Annotated in this window: 20 protein-coding genes; 8 read left to right on the plus strand and 12 right to left on the minus strand. The window is 50.0% G+C overall.

The features are described from left to right. Positions 1 to 86: 86 nt before the first annotated feature. The 7 genes from purU to ABDW72_RS16195 all read right to left on the minus strand — a co-directional run bounded on the left by purU (position 87) and on the right by ABDW72_RS16195 (position 9,281). Positions 87 to 923: a formyltetrahydrofolate deformylase gene (purU, locus tag ABDW72_RS16165; protein WP_347159636.1), complete on the minus strand. Its 837-nt coding sequence runs from the start codon at positions 921 to 923 to the stop codon at positions 87 to 89. Positions 924 to 1,206: 283 nt separating this feature from the next. After that, a complete protein-coding gene (locus ABDW72_RS16170) occupies positions 1,207 to 2,493 on the minus strand; it encodes a M16 family metallopeptidase (protein WP_347159637.1) in 1,287 nt (428 codons plus the stop codon). Between the two features lie 15 nt (positions 2,494 to 2,508). After that, a complete protein-coding gene (porV, locus tag ABDW72_RS16175; RefSeq protein WP_347159638.1) occupies positions 2,509 to 3,639 on the minus strand; it encodes a type IX secretion system outer membrane channel protein PorV in 1,131 nt (376 codons plus the stop codon). A 50-nt stretch (positions 3,640 to 3,689) separates the two neighbouring features. Then, complete coding sequence (gene porU / locus ABDW72_RS16180) at positions 3,690 to 7,568, minus strand: type IX secretion system sortase PorU (protein ID WP_347159639.1); 3,879 nt, start codon at positions 7,566 to 7,568, stop codon at positions 3,690 to 3,692. A 99-nt stretch (positions 7,569 to 7,667) separates the two neighbouring features. Then, positions 7,668 to 7,919 carry a phosphoribosylformylglycinamidine synthase subunit PurS gene (purS, locus tag ABDW72_RS16185; RefSeq protein WP_347159640.1) on the minus strand — a complete coding sequence of 84 codons (252 nt, stop codon included), beginning with the start codon at positions 7,917 to 7,919 and terminating at the stop codon, positions 7,668 to 7,670. Next, positions 7,903 to 8,622, minus strand: a complete 720-nt coding sequence (locus ABDW72_RS16190; RefSeq protein WP_347159641.1) for a CDP-alcohol phosphatidyltransferase family protein — start codon at positions 8,620 to 8,622, stop codon at positions 7,903 to 7,905. Before ABDW72_RS16190 ends, purS begins: the two co-directional genes overlap by 17 nt. Before the next feature lie 23 nt (positions 8,623 to 8,645). Then, complete coding sequence (locus ABDW72_RS16195) at positions 8,646 to 9,281, minus strand: MBL fold metallo-hydrolase (protein ID WP_347159642.1); 636 nt, start codon at positions 9,279 to 9,281, stop codon at positions 8,646 to 8,648. A 187-nt stretch (positions 9,282 to 9,468) separates the two neighbouring features. On the opposite strand from ABDW72_RS16195, the gene ABDW72_RS16200 reads away from it, so the two are divergent. The 7 genes from ABDW72_RS16200 (at position 9,469) to ABDW72_RS16230 (ending at position 18,069) form a co-directional block, all read left to right on the plus strand. Then, positions 9,469 to 10,530 (plus strand): NAD(P)/FAD-dependent oxidoreductase, encoded by a 1,062-nt coding sequence (locus ABDW72_RS16200; protein WP_347159643.1) that lies wholly within the window; start codon positions 9,469 to 9,471, stop codon positions 10,528 to 10,530. 123 nt (positions 10,531 to 10,653) lie between these two features. Then, on the plus strand, positions 10,654 to 13,842 hold the full coding sequence (locus ABDW72_RS16205) for a hypothetical protein (protein ID WP_347159644.1): 3,189 nt from the start codon (positions 10,654 to 10,656) through the stop codon (positions 13,840 to 13,842). Between the two features lie 8 nt (positions 13,843 to 13,850). Then, positions 13,851 to 15,005: a serine hydrolase domain-containing protein gene (locus ABDW72_RS16210; protein WP_347159645.1), complete on the plus strand. Its 1,155-nt coding sequence runs from the start codon at positions 13,851 to 13,853 to the stop codon at positions 15,003 to 15,005. A 136-nt stretch (positions 15,006 to 15,141) separates the two neighbouring features. Further along, positions 15,142 to 16,176, plus strand: coding sequence for a GNAT family N-acetyltransferase (locus ABDW72_RS16215; protein WP_347159646.1), 1,035 nt, complete (start codon positions 15,142 to 15,144; stop codon positions 16,174 to 16,176). Between the two features lie 177 nt (positions 16,177 to 16,353). Beyond that, a complete protein-coding gene (locus tag ABDW72_RS16220; RefSeq protein WP_347159647.1) occupies positions 16,354 to 16,791 on the plus strand; it encodes a VOC family protein in 438 nt (145 codons plus the stop codon). 140 nt (positions 16,792 to 16,931) lie between these two features. Beyond that, a complete protein-coding gene (locus ABDW72_RS16225) occupies positions 16,932 to 17,396 on the plus strand; it encodes a GNAT family N-acetyltransferase (protein WP_347159648.1) in 465 nt (154 codons plus the stop codon). A gap of 67 nt (positions 17,397 to 17,463) precedes the next feature. Further along, a complete protein-coding gene (locus ABDW72_RS16230; RefSeq protein WP_347159649.1) occupies positions 17,464 to 18,069 on the plus strand; it encodes a TMEM175 family protein in 606 nt (201 codons plus the stop codon). Positions 18,070 to 18,099: 30 nt separating this feature from the next. Here ABDW72_RS16230 and ABDW72_RS16235 read toward each other — a convergent pair whose 3' ends face one another. Together ABDW72_RS16235 and purQ are read right to left on the minus strand one after the other, a co-directional pair. Beyond that, positions 18,100 to 19,635 carry a SulP family inorganic anion transporter gene (locus ABDW72_RS16235; RefSeq protein WP_347159650.1) on the minus strand — a complete coding sequence of 512 codons (1,536 nt, stop codon included), beginning with the start codon at positions 19,633 to 19,635 and terminating at the stop codon, positions 18,100 to 18,102. Positions 19,636 to 19,957: 322 nt separating this feature from the next. Next, positions 19,958 to 20,650: a phosphoribosylformylglycinamidine synthase subunit PurQ gene (gene purQ, locus ABDW72_RS16240; protein WP_347159651.1), complete on the minus strand. Its 693-nt coding sequence runs from the start codon at positions 20,648 to 20,650 to the stop codon at positions 19,958 to 19,960. Between the two features lie 130 nt (positions 20,651 to 20,780). On the opposite strand from purQ, the gene ABDW72_RS16245 reads away from it, so the two are divergent. Further along, positions 20,781 to 21,662, plus strand: coding sequence for a YicC/YloC family endoribonuclease (locus ABDW72_RS16245; protein ID WP_347159652.1), 882 nt, complete (start codon positions 20,781 to 20,783; stop codon positions 21,660 to 21,662). 366 nt (positions 21,663 to 22,028) lie between these two features. Here ABDW72_RS16245 and ABDW72_RS16250 read toward each other — a convergent pair whose 3' ends face one another. From ABDW72_RS16250 to gcvH, 3 genes are all read right to left on the minus strand, one after another. Continuing rightward, on the minus strand, positions 22,029 to 23,303 hold the full coding sequence (locus ABDW72_RS16250; RefSeq protein ID WP_347159653.1) for a M28 family metallopeptidase: 1,275 nt from the start codon (positions 23,301 to 23,303) through the stop codon (positions 22,029 to 22,031). Between the two features lie 65 nt (positions 23,304 to 23,368). Next, entirely contained in the window at positions 23,369 to 23,743 is a 375-nt protein-coding gene (locus tag ABDW72_RS16255) for a VanZ family protein (protein ID WP_347159654.1), read from the minus strand. A 17-nt stretch (positions 23,744 to 23,760) separates the two neighbouring features. Next, positions 23,761 to 24,141, minus strand: a complete 381-nt coding sequence (gcvH, locus tag ABDW72_RS16260) for a glycine cleavage system protein GcvH (protein WP_347159655.1) — start codon at positions 24,139 to 24,141, stop codon at positions 23,761 to 23,763. Between the last annotated feature and the right edge of the window lie 21 nt (positions 24,142 to 24,162).

A 24,162-nucleotide genomic window follows, 5' to 3' on the forward strand; every position in this document is an offset into this window, starting at 1 on the left:
GCGGTGCTCTGCTCTTTTTTACCCCTAGTCCAAAAAACAACATAGTACTAGCACACTGGCCTGATCTGCAAGTATAAACTGTTCCGCTAAAAGATGATTGTTTTGTTATTATAAACAAATACCCGCTCATTCAGAACCAGCTTTAGGGATTTCGCTAAGACATTCTTTTCTACATCACGCCCTGCCTGCGCCATTTCCTTGGCACTATAAGTATGATCCACTGGTATTACATTCTGGGCGATTATAGGGCCTTGATCTAACTCCTGGCTGACAAAGTGAGCCGTGGCTCCAATAATCTTAACGCCGCGTTCGTAGGCCTGTGCATACGGGTTTGCACCAATAAATGCAGGGAGGAAGGAGTGATGGATATTAATGATACGGTTTGTAAAGTGCTGAATAAAGTGGTTCGATAAGATGCGCATATACTTTGCCAATACAAGAAGCTCAGGGTTGTATGGCGCTATTATTTCGAGTACAGCTGCTTCATGTTCCTCCCGGCTCAACCCTTCATGGCTGATATGATGGAAAGGAATGTCGAATTTACGGGTAAGATCTTCCAGTACATTATAGTTGCTAACCACGCAAAGTATGCAGGCATTTAGTTCATTGAATGCATGTCGGATAAGCAGCTCACTTAGGCAGTGGTGTTCTTTGGTTGCCAGCAAGATGATGTCCTTCTTTCTTCTATCTGTTAAAGTAATTGTTACATCATCTGGTAACGCCTCATACAGATCCTTTAAAAGAGACTTCCTGTCGAACTCACCGGAGAATTCCGTACGCATAAAAAAGTGCTGGTAATTCCTTTCTACAAATTCAGCGTTACTAATTACGTTTAAGCCATACTTGGTGTAAAGTATATGAGTTACTTTAAACACAAGTCCGCTTTGGTCCGGACAGTTGATCAGGAGTATATTTGAGTTCATGAGCTAGAAGTAATAGCGAGCTTTACTGAGGCAGAAGATAAATTTGATACCGAATTGGTAATTTTATTAATCTGGCATCAGGAAAGCTATACTTTTATTTAGGGAATAATGTTCGTGTTACTTCTGCTAGTAGTCTTAATACTGAAGGGATCTTTACTAGCCCATTTATAATAAAGTAGTACAGAGCGGGAATAGTGAAGGGGCTTATACTTAACAGGATTATAAAAGCAACAGCCGGTAGATGGAGTTCATCTACTGGCTGTTGCTTTTAGAGGATACCTACTTAGGCTTTTTTACCGGCTACAGCAACGTGCATGTCTTCAAAAGACAGATACTGCTGTGCCAATTGCTGAAGTTGCCTAGGTGTAATCGTTCGGATTGTAGTGACGTAGTTATTGAAATAATCTTGCGGAAGCTGGTACAAGACAGTATGCTTGTAGCGGTCTCCTTGTTCAAAGATAGTCGCAATATCGTTTAGGAACTTACCAAGCATATAGTTCTGAATGGTATGCAGTTCCTCTTCCTGTATTTCTTCCTGCTGCAGCAACTGAAGTTCTTTCTTGATCTCTTCTAAAGTAAGATCTGTTACAGCGAAGTTCACATCTGTGCCAATATAAAACAAGGTGTCATGCTCTTTTGGCGAAATAGCCGAATAGATGCCATACGTATAGCCTTTGTCTTCGCGGATATTGCGCATCAAACGGGAGCCAAAATAACCTCCCAACACTTCATTTAGCACCGTCAGTTGCAGGTAATCAGCGGCATGTATAGACGGGAACCGTCTGCCGACTCGTATAGATGACTGCAGGCTATCAGGCATTTCCACCAGGTGCTCTGTTTGTGCGGACGGCTGTATAGTAGGAGCAGGGGAAATAATCGTCTTGTTGGTAGGCTGCAGCCTGATTTTACCAATTTCTATTGCCAGATATTCCTGGAGTTCAGAATTGATGCTGCCAAAGGCAAATACTTCTAGTTCCTGGCTTACGAAATGATTTTTATAAAAGTCCTGCAGGTCCTGTAACTGAAGATGATCGAAAGCATCTGCCACAAAACCGAACACATAGGGATGTGCTTCGCCATAGATTGACTTTGTGAAACTGTTTGTTGCCAGGTAGCTGTTCTTCTTGCGCTGCAGTTTTACGTTCTGGATAGAACGCTGCTTTAACAACGTAAACTCCTCCTGCGGAAAAGAAGGGTTCTGTAGCACATCCAGCACCAAAGGCACCAACTGCTTGGCATATTTTTCTAAGCAGTACAGCGTGAACTCGGTGCGGTCGTAGCCATGATTGCTCTCAAACGAGGCACCGAAATAGGCTACGGATTCAGCTATCTGGCGTGCAGTGCGGTTAAGGGTGCCTTCCAGCAGCATTTTAGCTGCCAGGTCTGATACGCCATCGCGCGACTCAAACCACTTACCTGCCTTAAAAACAAAATCCAGCCGTACAACGGGCTGGGTTTCGCTTTTGATAACATGCATTCGCGCGCCGTTCTCGAGGTGATGTACCTCGGCCACTTGCAGCGTTATAGCATCTATTTTATATGTTTCAGGAGCTTGTGTTCTATTAAGCATTCTTAAAATATACTTCTATTTATCTAAATTAAGCGATACGCTCAGGCGGAGTGTTTGGGCAAGTGGGTTACCTTGTTCGCCCGGGATTAGGTAAGCTGCATCGATGCCAAACTTTTCGTAGCGGATACCCAAACCTAGCGATAAATACTGTCTTCCGCCTTTCTGTGGGTTTTCGTAAAAGTAACCTGCACGGGCTGCAAACAAATTGTTATACCAGTACTCCAGGCCACCGGACAGGTTTACTTCCTGCATTTCTTCGCCAAAGCCACCCTCGGCATCACCGAAGGACGAGAAAATGCCGCTTACCACGCTTTGGTCTGTTCCGGCACCAGGCGATGGCACCAGCAGTTTGTTCGCATCCAGCACAAATGTCAACGTATTGTAAGCATCCAGGTTATACTTTACAGCGGTACCTATTTTCAGGTTCGTCGGCAGAAAGTCTTTCTCATCCTGCGTAGTATAAGCTATCTTACCACCTATGTTCGACACGTTGGCACCTAACGCCAGGTTAATATTCTGGCTCACATCCTTGTTATAGTATACACCAATATCTACAGCTGCAGTATTGCCGGGCTTGGACTCAAATGTGGTAGAACCGCCGCTGACATTAACGTTGCCAGCCAGGTTGGAGTGGATGAAGCGGGCACCAATACCTAAGCTAAGATTCTCGCTCAGTGCTTGGCCATACGCTACTGAAATAGCATATTCTTTCGGGCTGTAATCCTGGATCGGGAGCCGGTTAGCATCAATGAACTGGATATCACCCAGGTCGAAGTATAAAAGGGACGCGGAAATAGCAGAAGTTTCACTTAGTTTTTTGTAGCCTGACAGGTAGCTGAGCGACATATCATCCACAATATTACGAAGCCATGGAGAATAAGAAAGACTCACACTCATGTCGTTTTGCACGAAGCCGAGCTTGGCAGGGTTCCAATGCGGTGTATTAGCGTCCGGGCTGATGGCAACGCCGGCATCGCCGAGCGCGGCAGAGCGTGCATCCGGGGCCACGGTAAGTATAGGCACTGCTGTTGTAACAGCCTTGATGTCATTGTCCTGACCGATGGTGGTCTGACCAAAAGCAACAGGTGCCGAGGTGATAGCCAGGAAAAATGCAGCTGCCTTAAAAAGTGTACTTCTTTTATACATATAGCGGGTATTGATAGCTAAATCAAATATAACAAGATTAGAGGATTATCTTAATTTAAAATAACAAGTTTCTCAAACTTTGAGGTGCTGGAGCCGTCCTGCTGCGAGCGTACATTTACTTTATACACATAAACGCCCCGGGCCAGCACATCATTATACTCATCGCGGCCGTTCCAGGTTAGGGCAGCTAAATGGGCTTGGCTAGCATACGAGGTAGTTTGTAGTGTTCTCACGAGTTTGCCGGAGATCGTAAAGATCTGAATTTGGATGTCCAGTGTTTCGCCAGCTCTGTTGTGGTCAAAATAGAATGTTGTTTTGGTAGAAAACGGGTTAGGATAATTCAGCACATGTTCTAACGCAAGTTTGGTATCATTTGATACAAAAAACTCTATATATTCTTCTGCGGCATTATTGTAGGTATCCCAGGCCTTTAAACGCAGCGAATGCAGGCCAGGTGCCAGGTCCTTTAAACTATAGGTGATACGGCCCTGCTGGTAACTGTCGGGCGCTGCCGTATAGAAATCGTTCAGGATAGTCGGGTCTTCCTTGTTCTCGTCCAGCACGACCGTAAGTTCGTGTCCTATCCCTATACCCGCTGTGTTGATGCCGTTGGTGTCGTACAGCTTGGCTAACAACACAGGACTGCTGCCGGTGGTACCACCGGGTATAAAGGATTCATCATCCAGAAACAGCTGAATAGTGGGCGGCGTGTTGTCAGTTTCCGAGTTAGAGGCCGTGCCACCGATTACGATGGACTGGTTGGCGCCCATGGCATCGTGTTTGTCGTTGCTGGCATACAGGGTCACTTTGCCATACCCATAGCTGTAGTTGATATCTTTAGGCACTACAAAGGCAGCTTCAAACTGGCCATTCCGCACAGTGGCTTTGCCGTCGTAAAGAACATTGTCGCGCACCTGCACGGGCACGGACTGGCTGCTTTCATCCCCAAGTGTGAGGCGTGTTACCGGCTTTTCATACACGGTCAGGTGCAGGGTACCGCTAAAGTCTGCGGCTATACTTCCATCAGCTGTACTTACCTGGCCGGCCAGCGTTACTTTGCTCAAAGCACCTAACGTATCGGCACTCGCCTGCTTGCCGTTTACCTGCGTGATCTGTACCTGCAGATCAGGGTAAGCTAGTTGCAGCGACGGATCACAGAGCAAGGTAAAGTTGCGGTTGTTAACGCCCTTTGCCCCATTCACATCGCCCGTAATGCTGTTGTTCTTGGTGCGCATCACTAAGTCGCCTAGGCGCGGCAGCTGCCCTTCTACGGGCGTGAAAGCAGCACGGAAAAAGTTACGGTTCAGTACGCGGTTGCCGGTCGCATATACCGGACGTGTGGTGGTGAGCAGGCCGATTGCCCCGGCATCCGGCTGCAACACCGCCAGTTCGGCAGCAGACGTACGGGCAGGATCATCGTAACGGCCAAATTCGCAGGTGGCAGTCAGCAGGAAGGTGAGCTTCTGGCTGTTTTTCCAGGCTTGCAACTGCGGTATGGTAAGGATCTGTTCTGCCGTCCAGCTTATTTCGTTGCCATGGCCGGTGTAGTTGGTGATCAGCGAGCCCTGCTCTACGGCTTTGGTCAGGGCCTCCGCCGCCGCTGGCGAACGCTGCCCGTTCGCGACGCCCTCTTGTGGGAAGAGGTCCAGGTATACTTTGTTGGGGGTATAGTTCGGGAAGTTCTCCTCCAGGTAGGCGGCCAGGTATTCGGCATCGTTCAGGTGTTCGTTGCTGTCGCCGTCATCTGCCACAAAGGTGATGCGGCTGCGCCATTTGCCGAACTGGGCAGGACTCTCATACGCCATGATCTTATCAACCATAGTTGCTGCTTCCTGGGCGTTTTTGGCTGGCAGGCGCCCGATGCCGATATCCAGCAGGTGATCTCCGGTCAGGGTTTCAGCCCATTCACCCTCCTCTTCATCCAGAAAACCATAGTAGTCTTCGGAAGAATAACTGCTGATCGGGTTCAGCGACTCCCGGGACTCATACACCGGCACCTGAAGTGTGTTTTTGCCCAGGTGGTTTTTATAATCGTACGTAGCGTCGCCAAATAACAGCAGGTACAGGGCATGTGCCCCACTATTAGAGCTGCGGCTATACACCAGGCGCATCATGTCGCGAATGGCTGTAATATCCGGTGCACCGGACGAGAACTCGTTGTATACCTGCTGGGTAGTCACGACTTCTACCTGCAGGCCGGTGTGTTCGCTCCGGTACGCTGCCAGCCGGTTTGCCTGAGCCAGGAGAGTGGGGTGTGTGACGATGACAAGATCGGTGGTGCCGTCCAGGTTCAGCGCGTGCAGGTTCTGGTTGACTACTTTACCGATTGGCACAGGCGCAAGGCCGCTGCCGTTTTGAAAGACTACAAACTCGCGCAGCACACTGGTCGGAGCACTAAACCGGAGGCCGGAGCCAGCACCTTCGGTCTGTTGCTGCACCGGTTGCAGCGGGTCTGTTACATCCCAGACCAAGGCCGAAGCGGACGCATTGGCTATATCAAACGTGCTAAAAGGAGCATTCATACTTGCCACCGACCGGAATGTAGTTTGCTCACCATACAGTTGCAGCTGCCGCTTGTAAGTTAGCTCCAGGTAGTTCAGGTAACCAAGCGAGGTGGAGCTACCCCCCGGATCAAACTGAAGGATAGCTTTCAGCTCCGTCGGGTTGCCTAAGGCCGGTTGCCCGACGGTATACGTTTGCACGCTGTTAACGCCTTCGGGGTGATAATTGTAGGTGCCGCGGTTCGGTATACTTTGGGAGCCCAGCAGTTGGTTGTTCAGCTTCAAGGTAAAGGAACAGTCGGCGGGGGAGTTGGCCATCAGGAAAGCCGTGAGTGTTACCTCGGTACCCGGTACCAGGTTTGCTACCGGAAAGCTGATCTCGCGGGTGGGGGTAAAAGAGCTGAATTCCTCTCCGTACCACTCGCGGCCGGAGTATACCATGTTTTTCTGTTCCAGCTCATGAAATAGGTGCTCGTCGTAGCTGCTGATCTGTTGCGCGGCCCCACTTGCCTGCCCGCGGGAGCTAATGCGCTTGCCGGCTGCGTAACCTATGCGCAGGAAATAATAAGCAGTATCGGAGTAGATGTTAAAGTGATGCGTAAATTGCTGTTGCGCCGCATCGTACGTCCAGGTATGTGGCCCTTGCGCATAAAACAAGACGTAATCGCCTGCATCAAACCTGCCATCTGCTTCGCCGGACACCAGAATGGTGTTCTCCTGCAGGTCATCGGGGCGGGGCGTGCTGTTGGGCTGGGGCAGCATACCACCGCCATTGCCGTAAAGCTGGATTGTTTTCGAATCAAGGTTCTGGGTATTGATGCCAAGTGCCTGCAGCGTACTGCCATCAATTTTATAGATGCCCGAGCCTGTTACAGCCAGTTTGTACCAGTCGCCGGAGCTAAGCACGGAGGTGGCTGCCGGGCTGCTGTGCAGGGCATTAGCGGCCTGCGTGCGGGCTGGTGGGGAAGAAGCCGCGTAAGCATAAGAAAAGTGGACAAGCTTCTCCAGTTGCTGCGTTTGGGGGTTGCGGCGCAGCGGCAGGATGGTAACCAAAGCTGCCGGCAGCTTGTTTTCGGTCGCGTTGGCTATACTGATGAGCGGCTCTGCACCGATAGCAGCATTTTTTAAAAGCTTCTGTTCTTCGCTGGTAAAAGGGGCATAGGTGGCATTTGCCAGGCGGAAGTTGCTGAGGTGCGTGCCGGGCAAGTGCAGGCGGTAGTAGGGCAGCCGCTGCGAATAATCCATCACAGCGCCTATAAAAGTCGGTATTTTGCCGGAACTTCCCTGGGTGGGTGGCACCTCCTCCAGCCCCTGCCAGGTCAGCACTACTTCCGGCAGCGCGGCAGGCTGTGCTTTAGCTCCGGTGCCGGCAGTGCAGCCCCAGAGCAGCACGCAAACCAGTAGCAGTCGGAGAAGCCTCTTCATCATACTTAAAAGAAAGGAGAATGATGCCCGCCGGCATCGCAGAAGCAGACAGGCATCATCTATAACTATAAACGGGGCTAAATTAGTATGGCCACGCGGCTATTACTGCTGTTTCAGCTCATACGCATACGACTCCATAATCAGGTTGGCTAGCAACTTGCTGCAGGCTTTTTCTACCTTCTCGCGGGCGATCGCCTCTGTTTCGGCCTCTAACTGCAGGGTAATATGTTTGCCAATGCGCACGTCGCCTACCTGGTCCAGGCCCAGGTGCTCCAGGCCCAGCAACACGGCTTTGCCTTGCGGGTCTAACAATTCGGGGCGGGGCATTACATCTATTTCAGCGGTAAATTTCATGTTGGGTATGAGGTTTTTTGATGATGGACAAAAGTATGTATAAGGCAATGATGAATGGTATGGCTGCGAAGTTAAGCAGTGCCAGTAAGATAACCGAAAGCCCCAGGAAAATAAAGCGTATGGAGTTATCCTGCCAGCGCAGGTTTTTGAACTTGAGGGCAAACAGCGGCAACTCGGCTACCAGCAGGAAACAGAGCAGCGCTGTTAAGGGCAGCAGCACCAGCGGGTTGAGGATGATTTCGTAATGGATAAGGTCGCCGTGTGCCAGTATAAGGGGCAACGAGGCGATAAGAATAGTGCAGGCCGGTGTGGGCAAACCGATAAACGACGAGGTCTGGCGCGTGTCGATGTTGAACTTGGCCAGCCGCAGCGCCGAAAATACTGTGATCAGGAAGCCTGCCAGCGCCATTATATGAGCGGGAACACCAAACATCGGCTCGCCTGTTTTTGTCAGCAGCATAAACATGAGCGTGCCCGGCACCACGCCAAACGACACCATATCAGCCAGCGAATCCAGTTGCTTGCCAATCTCGGAGTGCACGTTCAGCACGCGTGCCACCAGGCCATCCAGAAAATCAAAGCCGGCAGCAACACCCACCAGGTACGAGGTATACACCAGGTTATCCTGGAAAGCAAAGTATAAGGCCAGGCACCCGGAGAACAGGTTAAGGCAGGTAATAACGTTGGGAATGTGTTTTTTCATGCGTCAGAGAGCCGGCGGTTAATTTACCGCAAAAAGGGATTATGCTGCTTTTCATAGCCGATGGTGGTTTCCGGGCCGTGGCCGGGGTATACCGTTACCTCATCAGGCAAGGTGAAAAGCTTTGTTTTTATACTTTGGATGAGCGTATCGAAGTCGCCGCCGGGCAGGTCGGTGCGGCCGATGCTCTGGCGGAACAGCACGTCGCCGCCAATTATGATCTTCTCCGGCTCATTGTAAAACACCACATGCCCCGGCGCGTGCCCGGGTGTGAGCAGCACCTGCAATTGGGTATTGCCAAACTGCACCACATCGCCCTCCTGCAGGTACTTTTCGGGTAGCTGCTCGCTATACTGCGGAAAGCCGTAGGCGCCGGCGTACGTCGGCACGGCACGGAGTACCTGCTCGTCCTGCTGGTGAATTTCCAAGCCAATGTTATAGGTGCTGGCCACAAACTGATTACCCAGCACATGGTCTATATGGCAGTGCGTGTTCAGCAGGCGCACGACATTCAGGTTGTTGTCCTCCACATACTTTTTCAGCTGCTGGCGTTCTTCGGAAGTATAACAGCCGGGGTCTATCACTACACATTCGCGGGTATCGTCGTGCAGCAGGTAGGTATTTTCCTGAAAGGCATTAAAGGTAAGGCAGGTAACGTTCATTTGCATTTGTTAACAATCTGGAAGCACAGGTGCAAAAGTTCATACTTGCTGTCCGGTGAACTGGCCCAGTGCGCAGTGCCCGCAAGTATCTGAAGCTATTGTCCTTTGCCAAAACGGCAGGTGGCTTCTGTATAAAATCGGCTCCTAAAGTTACAAATTTCATGGGTACATCTCGTAACTTGGTCCGATGAAATATGATTTTATAGTTGTAGGGCATGGGCTGGCCGGGGCTATATTAGCGGAAACGCTGCGGCAGCGCGGGCAGCAGGTGCTGGTAATAGACGAGCCGAAAAGTAACTCTGCCTCCAATGTAGCAGCGGGGCTGGTGAACCCGGTAGCGGGCAAACGCTTCGCCAAGTCCTGGCTGGCCGATACGTTCATACCGGCTGCGGATGCGTTTTATGCTGATCTGGAGGCGCGTTGCGGGCAGGAGCTATACATCCATAAACCTATCTACAAAATCTTTTCCTCGATCGAGGAGCAGAATACCTGGATGGCGAAAAGTGCCGGCACGAACTGGAGTGCTTACATCCTGGCCACTTACACCCAAAGTATACACCAGCCCACTATCCAAGATCCGTATGGCGGTATTATGATCAGGCGGGGCGGGTACTTGCTGGTAGCAGAGCTGCTGCAACTGCTGGCAGCACAACGCCAGGCAGAGGGCCTGCTGCTGCCGGAGCGCTTCGACATGGCCCAACTACAGATAACGGAGCAGGGTGTAAAGTATAAAGACGTTGCGGCGGACCACCTGATTTTCTGCGAAGGCTACCAGGTAACGCAGAACCCCTATTTTAAATGGTTGCCGCTGCAGCCTACCAAAGGCGAGGTAGTAGAAGTGCAGACAGAGAATTTTAACCCGGAATGCATCTATAACAAAGCTGTTTACGTTGTTCCGGTAGGAGCGGGACGGTTTCGGATTGGTGCCACCTACGACTGGCGCCAACCCAACGAACAGCCCACGCCCGAGGGGCAGGAGGAGCTTACCAGCCGCTTCCGGCAGATTACCTCACAGCACTTTACACTGGTGCGTCACCAGGCTGGCATCCGGCCTGCTGTGCGTGACCGGCGACCGCTGGTGGGGCGGCATCCAGTGCATGCGCAGCTCAGTGTTTTTAATGGGATGGGATCCAAAGGAGTGCTGATGGCCCCTTACCTGGCGCAGCACTTTGCCGAGGCACTTACAGGCGGGGCAGAAGTGCTGCCGGAAGTAAATATTTCAAGATATTTTTCGTTATATTACAGCTAAGTAAAAATAAGGTAAACCAATAGCGGCTTCAGGCATTATGCTTATACCGTAAGTTGATTTGTGGCGATCTGTTGCGGTACCTTTTTGTTTGCTTGTACTACTAAAACCATCAATCCTAAGCGCATGCGTTTTTCTATAAGGTTATTGTTGCTGTTGGTGCTTTGCGTTGGGGCGGGCACAACCCTGCAGGCGCAACCTGGCCGCGATACATTTGGCAAGAGCCGTATCCAGTACAAAAATTTTGACTGGAAACTCTACAGCACCCAGAACTTCAACATCTACTTTTCGCAGGGAGGCCAGGAGATCGCCCAGAATGCGGCTGCCTATGCCGAGCGCGAGCTCAAGCGGGTCACCAGCCTGATCGGCTATTACCCATACTCCAAAGTTACGCTCATCCTCTACAACTCGCCCACCGATCTAAGGCAGAGCAATATTGGCATCGACAACGATCAGTTTCAGACAGGCGGCGAAACACTGTTTATGAAGAACAAGGTGGAGATTGCCTTTAACGGTACACAAACAGCGTTTAAGCGCGACCTGAGCTTTAAGCTAACGGAACTGCTGCTAAATGATATGATGTATGGCGGCAGCCTGAAAGAGGCGCTGCAGAGTAGTTATTTGCTGCGCCTGCCCGATTGGTTCGTAACCGGTGTAGCTGCTTATACTGCCGAGGGCTGGAGCCTGGAGATGGACAACTACATGCGCAACATGCTGCTAAAAGAGCCGAATCTGAAGCCCGAGAAGCTGATTGCTCTAAACCCGCAACTCGCTGGCCAGTCGATCTGGAACTACATTGCAGAACGCTACGGCTATACTTCTATCCAGAACATCCTGAACCTGACGCGCATTACGCGCGATGTGGAGATCGGTATTACGAGCAGCCTCAACATTCCGTACAAGCGCTTCCTGAACGACTGGTACAACTATTACCGGCAGATCAATACCCGTACTGATAACCCACTGGTGCAACTGCCGGAGAGCGCCAAGCTTTTTGCAAGAAATAAACAAGACCTGCGCTACACCGAACCCGTGCTAAACCCGGATGGCACCTTGCTGGCCTATGCCGAAAACGAGGATGGCCGCTACCGTATTATTGTGCAGGAGGTGCGCACCCGGCGCAACCATGTGGTGTGGCAGGGCGGCTACAAAACCCTGACCCAATCCATTGATTATGCTTTGCCGATACTGGCGTGGCGCAACAACAGCCAGCTGGGCTTTGTGGAGGCACAGCGTGGAGAAATGGTGCTGCGGCAGATAAGTGCCAAACGCCACCGGGCCCACATTCCTTTTCTGGATGACTTGCGCACACCGGCTGCCACGCTGGGCCAGTTTACGCAGGTACACGACATGAGCTACTCCGAAGACGGGCAGAGCCTGGTGATGAGCGCCGTACGCGATGGGCAATCGGATTTATACTTGCTACGGGCCAACGGGAAATCACAGCAGCAACTCACTAATGATATTTATGATGATATCCAGCCAGTTTTCCTGAAAGGCCGCGATGGTATTGCCTTTAGCTCCAACCGCTGGGTAGATACGACCGGGCAGGCGGCGGCACCTACCTTTAACTCGGTCGTAAGCAACTATGATATTTTCCTGCTGCCGCAACTAAATAAGCAGGTAGCGCCACAACAACTGACAAACTCTATTGCCAGCGAGTTTAGCCCCCGGGCGCAGAAAGATGGCGGCCTGGTATACCTGAGCGAAGAAAATGGCATCCGCAGCCTATACCGCTATGATTTTGCTGCTGGCACAAGTATGCCGCTCACTAACTTTGAGCAAAGTATAACACAATACGATTATAACAGCGCCAGCAACACCCTGGCTCTTGTAGCTTCCGAAGGGGCACGCGACTTTGTATACCTGCTGCCGGAGTTTACGCCTACGGCTCTGGCTAGTCTGCCCAAAACCTCGCGCCAGATCATACTGGAAACCCGTGCCCGTGTGCCGCAGCAGAATGCCGCAGCGCGTAAGCTGCTGGAAAACGAGGCCGCCAGCAAACCGAAGCGCCAGGGAGAGGTAAACATCGAGAACTATCAGTTTGAAAGCGATAGCCAAACGCAGCAGGAGAACAAGAAATCTCCTGGTGCTCCTGTTCGCCGCGCCGGTGCCATAAATAACAACTTGCAGTTGGTTGGTCCGCTGGACTATGACCTGCGCTTTAGTGTGCAGGAGATCGTCACTTCCGTTTACTCTGATCCGCAGCTGGGTTTTGGCATTGTGGCCGGCGTGAACATGAGCGATCTGTTTGAGAACCACCACATCCGGGGCAGTGCCTTTCTGCGCACCGACCTGGAAACAAGCCGTCTCTCAGCAGAATACATGAACCTGAAAAACCGGGTAGACCTGGGCATGCAGTTTCACCGGGATGTGATTGTAACACAAGAGAATGAAACAGGTGCCGTGCTTCGTTTCGGCCGCAATGAGTTTGCGCCGGTGCTGGTTTACCCGCTTAGCTACAGCACCAGCATCCATGCACGGCCCATGTTTGTAAATACCCGCTTTACGTTTGTCAACAGCTTCGCTACGCCAGATAGCGTTACTAACTTCGGGGGCGGCAACCTAGAATTTGTGTTTGATAATACCATCACCACTGGCGTTAACATGATGGTAGGCACGCGCATGAAAGCCGGTGTGCTTAGTCTAAAGAGCTTAGGCAGCTCAGAAGGGAGCTTCAATAAGTTTTATGTTGACCTGCGCCACTACCAGAAGTTGCACCGCCAGATTGTGCTGGCCACGCGCCTGAGCTATGGCTCTTTCTTTGGCAACTCGCCCAAACGCTTCCTGATCGGGGGAATGGACAACTGGCTTATCTCCAATGATGCTGACCCAAGCGATCAGAACAACATCACTATTGGCTCTCCGGCCGACCTGTTTTACCTGCAGTATGTAACGCCGCTCCGGGGCTTTAACTATAACACCCGTAATGGCAGCAAATACCTGCTGGCCAATGCTGAACTGCGCATCCCTATTGTGCAGTACCTCTACAACGGGCCTGTTTCGTCCGGCTTTTTCCGTAACCTGCAGTTCACCGCCTTTGCTGATGCCGGCTCTGCCTACAACGGCTCTAACCCGTTTACAGGTAAAAACTCGATTAACACCCGCATCATAGGCGGCAGAACCAGCCCAACGGAAAATGATCCTTTCGAGATTACGGTTGTTAACTTCCGGAACCCGTTCCTGCTGGGCTATGGTGTAGGCGCACGGACTACGTTGCTGGGCGTGTATGGTAAGTTGGATGTGGCCTGGGGGCAGGAGGATTATGAGCACAAGGGGCCTAAATTTTATTTAACTCTGGGCTACGACTTCTAAAACACTACATGACCCCAAAAAACAGACGCTATGGCTTTGGCGCGGCGCTGCTCCTGCTGGCAGGAGCAGCGGCGTGGATAGAGTGGGCAGATAAGAAGTATGTGTACAAAGCCATGTACCACAACTTCGCCAGCATCGACGACCACAAGATATTTAAGCAGCGCAAAATAAAGTCGCCCCGCAAAAAGCAGCCCTGGCCAAAAGCTGCGAAGTATAACCAGTTGCAAATGCCCGCTAGCCTGCAACGGGTACATCAGCGCCTGCAGTCGGTAGCGTTTCTCATTGTTCAAAACGACGCCATCCTCCACGAGCAGTACTGGCGCGGCTATAGCGAAGCTTCTAAAACCAGCTCCTTTTCCATGGCTAAAAGCATTGTGAGCATGCTGGTAGGCGTGGCCATTAAAGAAGGCAAAATCAAAAGTGTGGAGCAGCGGGTGGGGGATTTCCTGCCGGAGTTCAGGCACGGCGACAAAGCCCGGATCACCATCAAAGATTTGCTTTGGATGAGCTCCGGCCTAAACTGGGACGAATCTTACATCAATCCTTTCTCTAAAACGACCGAAGCCTACTATGGCGACAACCTGAAAAAAGTAGTTGATAGGCTGGAGACCGTGACACCGTCGGGGGAGGCCTTTAGCTATAAAAGCGGCGATACGCAGCTGCTGGGTTTTGTGCTGCGGGCCGCGACAGGTAAAAGCCTGAGCCAGTATGCGCAGGAGAAGCTATGGAAGCCGCTCGGCGCGGCCCACGATGCTGAGTGGAGTATAGACCGCATAGGTGGCATGGAAAAAGCCTACTGCTGTTTTTTCTCCAACGCCCGCGACTTTGCCCGGCTCGGTAAATTATACTTGCACAACGGCATCTGGAATGGCGAGACCATTGTGCCACCCGCCTACGTCAAAGGCTCACTAACACCCAGCGGCTTGCCTGCCGCCGACAATGGCGAAACAGTGAATTTCTACGGCTATCATTGGTGGCTGCTGCCCAACTACAAGGGCCAGGACATCTTTTACGCCCGCGGCATCCTTGGCCAGTACATCATCGTCATCCCCGAAAAGAACCTCATCATCGTACGCCTGGGCAAAAAACGGGGCAACTTCCTTAACCGCCATCCTTACGAAGTAATGACTATAATAGACGCGGTAAATGAGATGGTGCCGTAGGTGATGTGCTTCTTTATAGCATTTGTAATGCTGATCATGGATAGGTGAAACAATATGAGGTTTCATGCTTCCGCATATAAGGCAGATAACAGGATGTCCTCCTTATATACTATAGTTAGCCAAAAGATAAAACCATATGAATATTGAAATGCTGTTTAATCGCTTTCCTTCTTTAGAAAGCAAGAGATTATATCTAAGACAAGTTGTTCCAGAAGATGTAAAACAACTTTACCTGATGAATATGGACCCTGACATTATTAGAAATGTACATGAAGGTAGAAGGTATGATTTTGATGATACAATTGCGACAATTACGGATTTCTATCCAACTCTATTTAGAAATAAAGAATGTGTCACGTGGGGATTAGCTCTAAAAGAAAATAACAAGCTAATTGGGATAAGAATGTGTTTTGTAGATAGCATCCACGAACCTGTTACTATACAAGGTCAAGTGCTAAAAGAATGTAGAGGGAAAGGTTATACAACTGAAGCCTATATCGAGATAATTAAACTATTGAAAAAAGCAGGTGTTAACGGAATCAAGGCAAATGCTGACAAGAATAATACAGGAGCTATACAGTTGTTTAAAAAGTTAGGCTTTAAAGAGGTTTATACTGGAATTCGTTATAGTTTCTTGGACCCTAAACCAGATACCATATTATTCGAAAAAGACCTGAATGTAGAAACAAGTATTTTGGTTGCTAATGCTATGAAAGCACCTCAAGAAGGAATTAAATCAACAGTTTCTATCGGTAACAAGCAAAAATTTTCAGGTACTGATTTATTGGCAATGTTTGGTTTCAATTCGAAAAAAAGCTCACCAAATGAATCAGTTGAAGAAGCGATTGAAACATGTAAAAACCACCTAAAAAAAAGGAATCCTGCGTTGGCTTTAGAATGTATAAACAAAGCAATAGAAGATAACCCTAATAGTTCAGAAGCATACGTGCAAAAAGGAATTGTTACTCGAACTATGGAAGGAAACATTGCTGCACTACATACATTCTACAAAGCTCTGGAGTTAAATCCGAAAAATGCAAAGGCTTATACGGAAATTGGAATTTGCAATTATAATATTTCTTGCAGAACAGACGCACACGAAAATTGGGCAACCGCAGTTTCGCTTGGAGACTTAAGAGCTGCGGAGTTTATTGAAAAATACCCTAAATAGAAATTCTTTGGCTAACCTGGTGCAGCCGTAACCCTTGCTATGCTGCGGGCTTCGGCTGCACCAATACGTTGTGCGCTATTACTAAGTAAACTCCTGACGTAAAAAACCCATTTTTTGACGCTTTTATACCCTCTTTATTATGTAGTTAGAGACTACTTTTGAGAAAAAAACAAAACTATGGCACTTATCAATCCACACATCAACTTCAACGGCAATGCCGAAGAAGCATTCAATTTTTACAAATCAGTATTTGGCGGAGAGTTTGCACGGGTTATGCGTTTCAAAGACCTATCAAATGCTGAATTTCCAGTAGCAGAAAATGAAGCAAACAAGATCATGCACATTGCTTTGCCCATCGGTAAATCCGTTTTAATGGGAAACGATGTTCCGGAAATGATGGGGCGAACAAATGAAAATGAGAATAGGAGTAAAATTGTAATTAGTGCAGAAAGTAAAGAAGAAGCAGACAAATTATTTAACGGACTTTCAGCAGGAGGCCAAATTGAAATGCCTATAGCAGACAGTCCTTGGGGCTCTTATTTTGGAATGTTTAGAGACAAATATGGAATTGAATGGATGGTAGATTTTGACCCAGATTACAAAGGACAAATCTAATGAAAGAACAACGAACGCCTGCCTAACAGCACTTTGGCAAAAGGCGGGCTGACGTGCTTCGTTGTAGCATTTGTGCAAAGTTCAACATTAGTGCTAAAAATCCCGCCCTTAGCCAAGCCGTAAACCCGTTGATATTCAAAATGACGATCAGGCCTTTCAGAAAAGACGATACAGGCCAGCTGCTGGAGCTGTTACGGCTTAACACCCCGTTATACTTTGCGCCCTCAGAAGAGGCCGATCTGGCGGAGTACCTGGACAAGTATGCCGAAAGTTACTTCGTAGTGGAAGAGGGCGGGAAAGTTATTGGCGCTGGCGGCATCAACTACTTCCTTGCTAGTGGGGAAGCCAGGATTTCATGGGATATTCTGCACCCGGCTTACCAGGGCAAAGGCATCGGCAAACAACTGCTACACTATAGAATTGTGCTGATCAAAACAAATCCGGCCATCCGCCTGGTCATTGTGCGCACCTCTCAACTAGTGTATAAGTTTTACGAAAAGGCAGGCTTCAGACTGGAAAAGGTGCAGAAGGATTTCTGGGCAAAAGGTTATGACCTGTACCAGCTGCACCTACCCTTGGCAGTGCAGCAGCCTGCTGCAATATAAATGCTGTATGAAAAGCGGAAACTGCCGCATACTTTTTTTATTATTGCCTGAACTAAAAGGCTGACCAATGCACAAAGGACGACTGGAGGCATTTAGCGATGGTGTACTGGCCATAATCATCACCATTATGGTTTTGGAGATCAAGGTGCCCCACGGGCAGGATTTTGTGGTGCTGCGGCCGTTGCTCCCGGTGATAGTGAGTTATGTACTGAGCTTTATCTACCTGGCCATTTACTGGAACAACCATCACCATATGTTGTATACGGTTAAGTTTGTGACCGGCGACATCCTGTGGGCCAACCTGCACCTGCTCTTTTGGCTATCTTTGATCCCTTTTGTGACGGGCTGGATTGGCGAGAATGCATTTGCCCCTCTGCCCATGGCGCTGTACGGGGTGGTGCTACTCTTCTGTGCTGTGGCCTATTTTATACTTCAGAGCCGCATTATCAAAAGCCACGGCCCGGATTCTATACTTGCCAAAGCAATTGGTAAGGACATGAAAGGCAAAATGTCACCCATTCTATACTTTGTCGCCATTTGCGCTTCTTACTTCAGTTCTTGGGTTGCCGGAGGAATTTATGTGTTTGTTGCGTTTATGTGGCTGGTGCCGGATAAGCGTATTGAGGTAATCCTGCAACACAAGGAGGAGCAGGAAAAAGAAAAACAGGTATAAAGTGTGCTGGTAAAATACTTCTTTTCCGAGTTATCCCAGTTCATCTGTCACCACAGCATAGTGCGGGTCTTCCATAATGTTGATTTCTATCATGTCGCCGGCTTGGGCCAGCAGGCGGCGGCAGTCTTTGCTGAGGTGGCGCAGGTGCAGTTTTTTACCGGCATTCAGGTAGCGCTCCGTTAATTTGTTGACTGCCTCTATACCGGAATGATCTGCCACACGTGATTCGGCAAAATCCACGATCACCTCGTCCGGGTCGTTGGCCACATCAAACTTATCGAGGAAGGTGGTAGTGGAAGCAAAGAAAAGCGGCCCATAAATCTCATAATGCTTTACGCCCTGCGCATCAGTATACTTGCGGGCACGGATACGCACGGCACTCTTCCAGGCAAATACCAGGGCCGAAATCACTACGCCAATTGCCACTGCAATCGCCAAATCGAAAATCACGGTGAGCACCGACACGGCAACCAGCACAAAGGCATCGGACTTGGGGATGCGGCGCAAAATCCGGAAACTTGACCACTCAAATGTGCCAATCGCTACCATAAACATCAGGCCTACGAGCGCCGCCAGCGGCACCATCTCAATCAGGCTGGAGGCAAACAGAATAAACACTAGCAGCATTACACCTGCCGTAATGCCCGATAGGCGCGAGCGGCCACCAGAGGACACGTTGATCATACTTTGGCCGATCATGGCGCAGCCACCCATACTTCCGAAAAAGCCCGCAACAATGTTCGCCAGGCCCTGCGCGGCAGCTTCTTTGTTGCTGCGGCCTCGTGTTTCTGTGATTTCATCTACCAGTGTCAGCGTCAGCAGCGACTCCAGCAGGCCGATGCCGGCTAGTATAAGTGCATAAGGAAAGATGATTTGCAGCGTTTCCAGGGTAAGCGGCACCGCCGGAATGTGGAACTTCGGAAAGCCACCACCCACAGAGGCCATGTCACCCACGGTGCGGGTGTCGAGGTGAAAGCCGATCACAATAGCGGAGACTACTATAATGGCGGTAAGCGCAGCGGGAATGGCTTTGGTGAGTTTAGGCAGCAGAAAGATAATAGCCATTGTGAGCCCCACCAGCCCCAGCATGGTATAGAGCGGCACACCCGCAATCCAGCCGACGCCGGTATCATTCAGGCTTGGCACTTTAAATTGCCCGAACTGCGCCATAAAGATTACGATGGCCAGGCCGTTTACAAAGCCAAAGATCACCGGCTCGGGGATAAAGCGAATGAACTTTCCCAGCTTCAGGGAGCCAAAGAGCACCTGCAGTATACCCATCAGCACCACCGTGGCAAACAGGTACTCCACGCCATGCGCTTTTACCAGGCTCACCATCACCACGGCCAACGCGCCGGTTGCCCCGGAAATCATACCAGGCCGGCCACCGAAAATGGAGGTAATCAGGCACACCATAAAAGCAGCGTATAAGCCCACCAGCGGCTCTACACCAGCCACAAAGGCAAAGGCTACCGCCTCGGGCACCAGGGCCAGCGCGACGGTTAGGCCAGATAGAATCTCGTTTTTGTAATTGATCTCTTTAAAGTTGATCGGACTATAAAACATACAATATGAAGTATAGGAGCGCTAGAGGCAAGTATAAACCCGCCTAAGCGCACCAAAGTGAATACGATAAAATACTATTGGGAATATGAAACTCAGACCAGGCCAGAGAGGCCGGAAAGTGCAAGCGTCACGGTGGAGTAACGGTAAGAAAGAAGGTCGCTTTTCTCATAGAAGGTGCAAAAGTACGGCTTTTATACATTGCATCAAACTGACAGCCTATTCCTTAGCTGGGCTGCACTGCCGGTGCTGCAAAGAAAAGCCCCGCCTATACCTATAAGCGGGGCTTTTCTAATATTTTATAAAATGAATAGCTTGGTCTTAGTTAAGCACTCACCAGTTCCAGGATGGATTCAAAAATAGCGCGGCCGTCTGTGTTACCTAGTTCCGGGTCTACGGCACGCTCGGGGTGCGGCATCATGCCAAATACGTTCTTTTCGGCGTTGCTGACACCGGCAATGTTCAGCAAGCTGCCGTTTACGTTGTAAATATCATGGATTTCGGCGGCGTTGCTGCTATACTTAAACATGATTTGGTCGTTGTCATGCAGCTGCTTCAGCGTATCGGTGTCGGCGTGGTAACGGCCTTCGCCATGTGCCACCGGTATTTTGTAGGCTTTGCTCATATCCAGCAGGCGCGTAGGCAGCAGGTTAGTCGTAGCAGGCCGGATGTATACATTGTCGCAGATAAACTTCTGGTTCACGTTGCGCAGCAAGGCACCAGGCAGCAGCCCAGCTTCTGTCAGAATCTGGAAGCCGTTGCAAATGCCCATTACATAACCGCCACGGTTTGCGTGCTGCACCACCTCCTGCATGATAGGAGAAAAACGGGCAATGGCACCGGAGCGCAGGTAATCTCCATACGAAAAACCGCCGGGCAGTAGTATAAAATCACAACCCTGCAGGTCGTGGGACTTATGCCACAGCTTTACAACTTGTTGCTGCATGCCTATGCTTACAGCATCTACCAGGTCTTGGTCGCAGTTGGACCCCGGAAAAACGACTACACCAAATTTCATAGCGCAATTTACGTAAAAAACAGCGGCACCACCTAACACAAACGCAGGCTTTTGGCACCTTTCATGGCAGTGGCTGTACAAAAATGAATAATTATACTTACTTTGCCAAAGTATAATTTTATAAAGAGATATGTTGCAGTCCATGACAGGCTTTGGCAGTGCCCGCCTCGATGCCGATCAATATTCTATTTCCGTAGAGATCCGTTCATTAAATTCGAAGGGCATGGACCTGAGCGTGCGGCTTCCGCGTTTTCTGGCGGAGCGGGAGTATGAAGTACGAAACCTTATCACCAAGGCGCTGGTACGCGGCAAAGTGAGCGTTTGCATTGATTATACTAAAAACAAAGCACAGAAAGCCAAGAGCACCATCAATAAAGAACTATTACAGGCCTATTATAGTGAACTGAGCAACGCTGCAGATGGGGTAGGTGGCTCTAAAACAGACCTTTTTCGGCTAGCCCTGCACATGCCAGACGTGTTACAGCAGGATCTGCCGGAAGATGAAACCACCGGAGCGGAATGGGACAATGTGCAGCCCCTGTTGCAGGAAGCACTGGAAAATATTCAGACATTCCGCGAAGATGAAGGCAAAGCACTGACAGCCGAGATCATGTCTTACATTGATAAGATTCGCATTTTGCTGGCTGAGGTAGACAAGTATGATCCCAGCCGTATGGAGCATATCCGGCAGCGCATCAAAGGGCATATGCTGGAGCTGGCTGTTTCAGAGCACTTCGATAAGAACCGTTTTGAACAGGAGATGGTGTACTATATGGAGAAGCTGGATATTGCCGAGGAGAAAGTGCGCCTGGTTAACCACCTGCACTACTTTACCGAAACCGTATACCTGCCGGAGCCTACCGGCAAAAAACTGGGCTTTATTGCGCAGGAGATCGGCCGCGAAATCAACACCATCGGCTCCAAAGCCAACGATGCCACCATTCAGCACCACGTGGTTGATATGAAAGAGGAATTGGAGAAGATCAAAGAGCAGATCAACAATATCCTGTAGTTTATACTTAGCAAGTATAGCAAAGCGCCAGCTGCCGGATCTATCGGTAGCTGGCGCTTTTATTTATAGATGGCCAAAGACTCGCAGTGCCATCAGACGGTACTATGATGTTAAAGGCTTCTCTTCTGGCTTCTGCTGGTGCGAGCTTGTAGCTCGTACCAGCAGAAGCTATAAAACAAGAAAGTACGAGCTACAAGCTCGCACTAGCGAGAAGACCAAAGGCTTCTTTGGCGCAAGCATCCGCTTTGTCTTTGCCTGCAATTACCACATGGCACCAGCAGCTATAAAATCAGCTAAAGTTTCTCGCAAGAGCTACGCATACTGAGAGGTCAACTAAACATGGGAGCATTAGAAAGTATAAACAACCTACTCCTGTAGTGCTGCGGCAAAATCTGTGAGCAGCTGAAATACTTCCGGAAATTTGGTGAGAGGCAGCTGACTGGCATAATCCTGCACATTGTGGTAAGCCGCGGTGCCACCTAAGGTATAAAAGAAAAAAGCCGGCACACCTGCTTCGGAAAAATGGTAGTGGTCGGAGTTGGCAGCTTTGCCACGTGCTTTGATCTGTGGCAGGTAGTGGTGCTGCGCGTTGAGCTGTTGCAGCCGTTGAAACTGCGGTTCGTATACTTTGCCGTTCACAGCCATCAGGCCTTCGCTGCCGGTGCCCAGCAAATCCATATTGACCAGAAACTTGATGCTGCCGAGCGGAAAGAGCGGGTGCTGCACATAATAACTGGAACCAACTAATCCTGCTTCTTCGGCCGCAAAAGCCATAAACACCATACTATACTTTGGCTGATGCGCCGGCTGGGTGTAGTAGGCAGCCAGTTCCAACAGCATGGCCGTGCCGCTCGCGTTATCGTTTGCGCCGGGGAAGTATACGCCTTCGCCCTGGCCGCCCAAGTGGTCGTAATGAGCCGTGAAAACGAGGAAAGAATCGGGTGCTATACTTCCTTTCACCAGGCCGATCACATTCTGGGTCTGGTAGGCGGGCACCAGTTCGGCAACAATGCTATAGGTGATATTCTTCACGTTGGCGGGCCATTGCTGCTCCAGCACTTCCAGCACCGGCACGCTGCTTTGCTGCTGCGCGACCGTAGTGAGCAAGGTCTTCTGCAGTACCACGAATACCTGCGCCTGCTGTAGTTGCTGCTGGTACTGCTCCGGCAGGTGACGTAGCCGCTTTACATCTTGCTGATGGTATACCAGCGCATACTTGCGCAGATCCCGGGAGAAAAATTCTTGTGCTGCCGCGGCATCGGAAAAAATAAGTGTGTCAAGTGGTAGCACCCTGGCTTTGCCGGCACCAGGAGGAGAAGCAGCTTGCACGACAAACTCCTGCCCTGGCACTAACACCTGCTTGCCTACCTTCAGCAGCGGTGTTTTGGTGATACGGTTGACAGGCATAGTGAACCGCTGAAAGAAGCTGTCTTGCCCGGGCAAGGGCTGCAGTCCTGCTTCGGCAAACCGCTCACCAATGTAGTTGGCCGCTTTCGTGTCGCCGGCTAGTATGTAGCCACGGCCATGCATGTAAGCGGAGGTAAGGGTATCAATGGTTTGCCGTACGCGCGCCATGTCCTGCGCCCGGGCTACACTACTGCTGAGCAGCAGACAGAGCAAAATTGTATAAAAGCGCTTCATTAACTAAAGATAAGCAGCCGGGGCTTTATTCTCATTAAGTATAAATGTCCTGTATACTTCATGGATTACCAGACATACACCCACTTGAATAGTATGATGCCTGCCAAACAGCCGATCGCATCAGCCAGTACATCAATAATGTCGCCGTGGCGGCCAGGAATAAGGAAGTACTGCATCAGCTCGATGGCAATGCCAAACTGGGCGCTTGTGAGGAGCGAAGCGCGGATAGCGTAGTGGCGCAGCTTCAGGAAGGTGTACTGCTTCTTGAGCCCCACGATCATCAGAAAGGTGAGCACTGCAAAAAGAAAAGCGTGGGCAAAAGAATCAAACGAAAAGAGCTCCCAGATGGAGACAGGGGGCATAGAAGAGGAGGGCAGCAATGTCAGTAACAGGATCATTGCTGCCCAAAGTATGGTAAATAGGTTATAGCGTAAAATCAAAACCTATTATAGCAGCTTTACTGGCCTGTTACTTCGCGGTAGCCTTCTGCCGTCAGCAGACCCTCTATTTCTGCGGCATCAGCAACAGACAGGCGTATGATCCAGCCATCGCCGTAGGGGTCGGAGTTTACAAGTTCCGGGCTGTTCTCCAGTTTGTCGTTTACCTCCAGCACGGTGCCGGTTAACGGGCTGAAAAGGTCAGAAACCGTTTTTACAGCTTCTACAGTACCAAACACGTCATTCTGGCTTACCTGCTTATCTACTGTATCGATGTCTACATACACTATATCGCCCAGCTCGCTTTGCGCAAAATCTGTGATGCCAACAAAAGCTACATCTCCTTCAATACGCACCCACTCGTGGTCTTTGGTATACTTTAAGTTCTCTGGTAAATTCATTTCGTCTGTCTGTTTAATATT

Origin of the sequence: Pontibacter chitinilyticus, assembly GCF_039748935.1 — a bacterium.
Lineage (GTDB): Bacteria > Bacteroidota > Bacteroidia > Cytophagales > Hymenobacteraceae > Pontibacter > Pontibacter chitinilyticus.

Bases quoted from the DNA above. Each gene is read 5' to 3' on its own strand.
- purU (WP_347159636.1), bottom strand. From the start codon at position 923: ATGAACTCAAATATACTCCTGATCAACTGTCCGGACCAAAGCGGACTT.
- ABDW72_RS16170 (WP_347159637.1), bottom strand. From the start codon at position 2,493: ATGCTTAATAGAACACAAGCTCCTGAAACATATAAAATAGATGCTATA.
- porV (WP_347159638.1), bottom strand. From the start codon at position 3,639: ATGTATAAAAGAAGTACACTTTTTAAGGCAGCTGCATTTTTCCTGGCT.
- porU (WP_347159639.1), bottom strand. From the start codon at position 7,568: ATGATGAAGAGGCTTCTCCGACTGCTACTGGTTTGCGTGCTGCTCTGG.
- purS (WP_347159640.1), bottom strand. From the start codon at position 7,919: ATGAAATTTACCGCTGAAATAGATGTAATGCCCCGCCCCGAATTGTTA.
- ABDW72_RS16190 (WP_347159641.1), bottom strand. From the start codon at position 8,622: ATGAAAAAACACATTCCCAACGTTATTACCTGCCTTAACCTGTTCTCC.
- ABDW72_RS16195 (WP_347159642.1), bottom strand. From the start codon at position 9,281: ATGAACGTTACCTGCCTTACCTTTAATGCCTTTCAGGAAAATACCTAC.
- ABDW72_RS16200 (WP_347159643.1), top strand. From the start codon at position 9,469: ATGAAATATGATTTTATAGTTGTAGGGCATGGGCTGGCCGGGGCTATA.
- ABDW72_RS16205 (WP_347159644.1), top strand. From the start codon at position 10,654: ATGCGTTTTTCTATAAGGTTATTGTTGCTGTTGGTGCTTTGCGTTGGG.
- ABDW72_RS16210 (WP_347159645.1), top strand. From the start codon at position 13,851: ATGACCCCAAAAAACAGACGCTATGGCTTTGGCGCGGCGCTGCTCCTG.
- ABDW72_RS16215 (WP_347159646.1), top strand. From the start codon at position 15,142: ATGAATATTGAAATGCTGTTTAATCGCTTTCCTTCTTTAGAAAGCAAG.
- ABDW72_RS16220 (WP_347159647.1), top strand. From the start codon at position 16,354: ATGGCACTTATCAATCCACACATCAACTTCAACGGCAATGCCGAAGAA.
- ABDW72_RS16225 (WP_347159648.1), top strand. From the start codon at position 16,932: ATGACGATCAGGCCTTTCAGAAAAGACGATACAGGCCAGCTGCTGGAG.
- ABDW72_RS16230 (WP_347159649.1), top strand. From the start codon at position 17,464: ATGCACAAAGGACGACTGGAGGCATTTAGCGATGGTGTACTGGCCATA.
- ABDW72_RS16235 (WP_347159650.1), bottom strand. From the start codon at position 19,635: ATGTTTTATAGTCCGATCAACTTTAAAGAGATCAATTACAAAAACGAG.
- purQ (WP_347159651.1), bottom strand. From the start codon at position 20,650: ATGAAATTTGGTGTAGTCGTTTTTCCGGGGTCCAACTGCGACCAAGAC.
- ABDW72_RS16245 (WP_347159652.1), top strand. From the start codon at position 20,781: ATGTTGCAGTCCATGACAGGCTTTGGCAGTGCCCGCCTCGATGCCGAT.
- ABDW72_RS16250 (WP_347159653.1), bottom strand. From the start codon at position 23,303: ATGAAGCGCTTTTATACAATTTTGCTCTGTCTGCTGCTCAGCAGTAGT.
- gcvH (WP_347159655.1), bottom strand. From the start codon at position 24,141: ATGAATTTACCAGAGAACTTAAAGTATACCAAAGACCACGAGTGGGTG.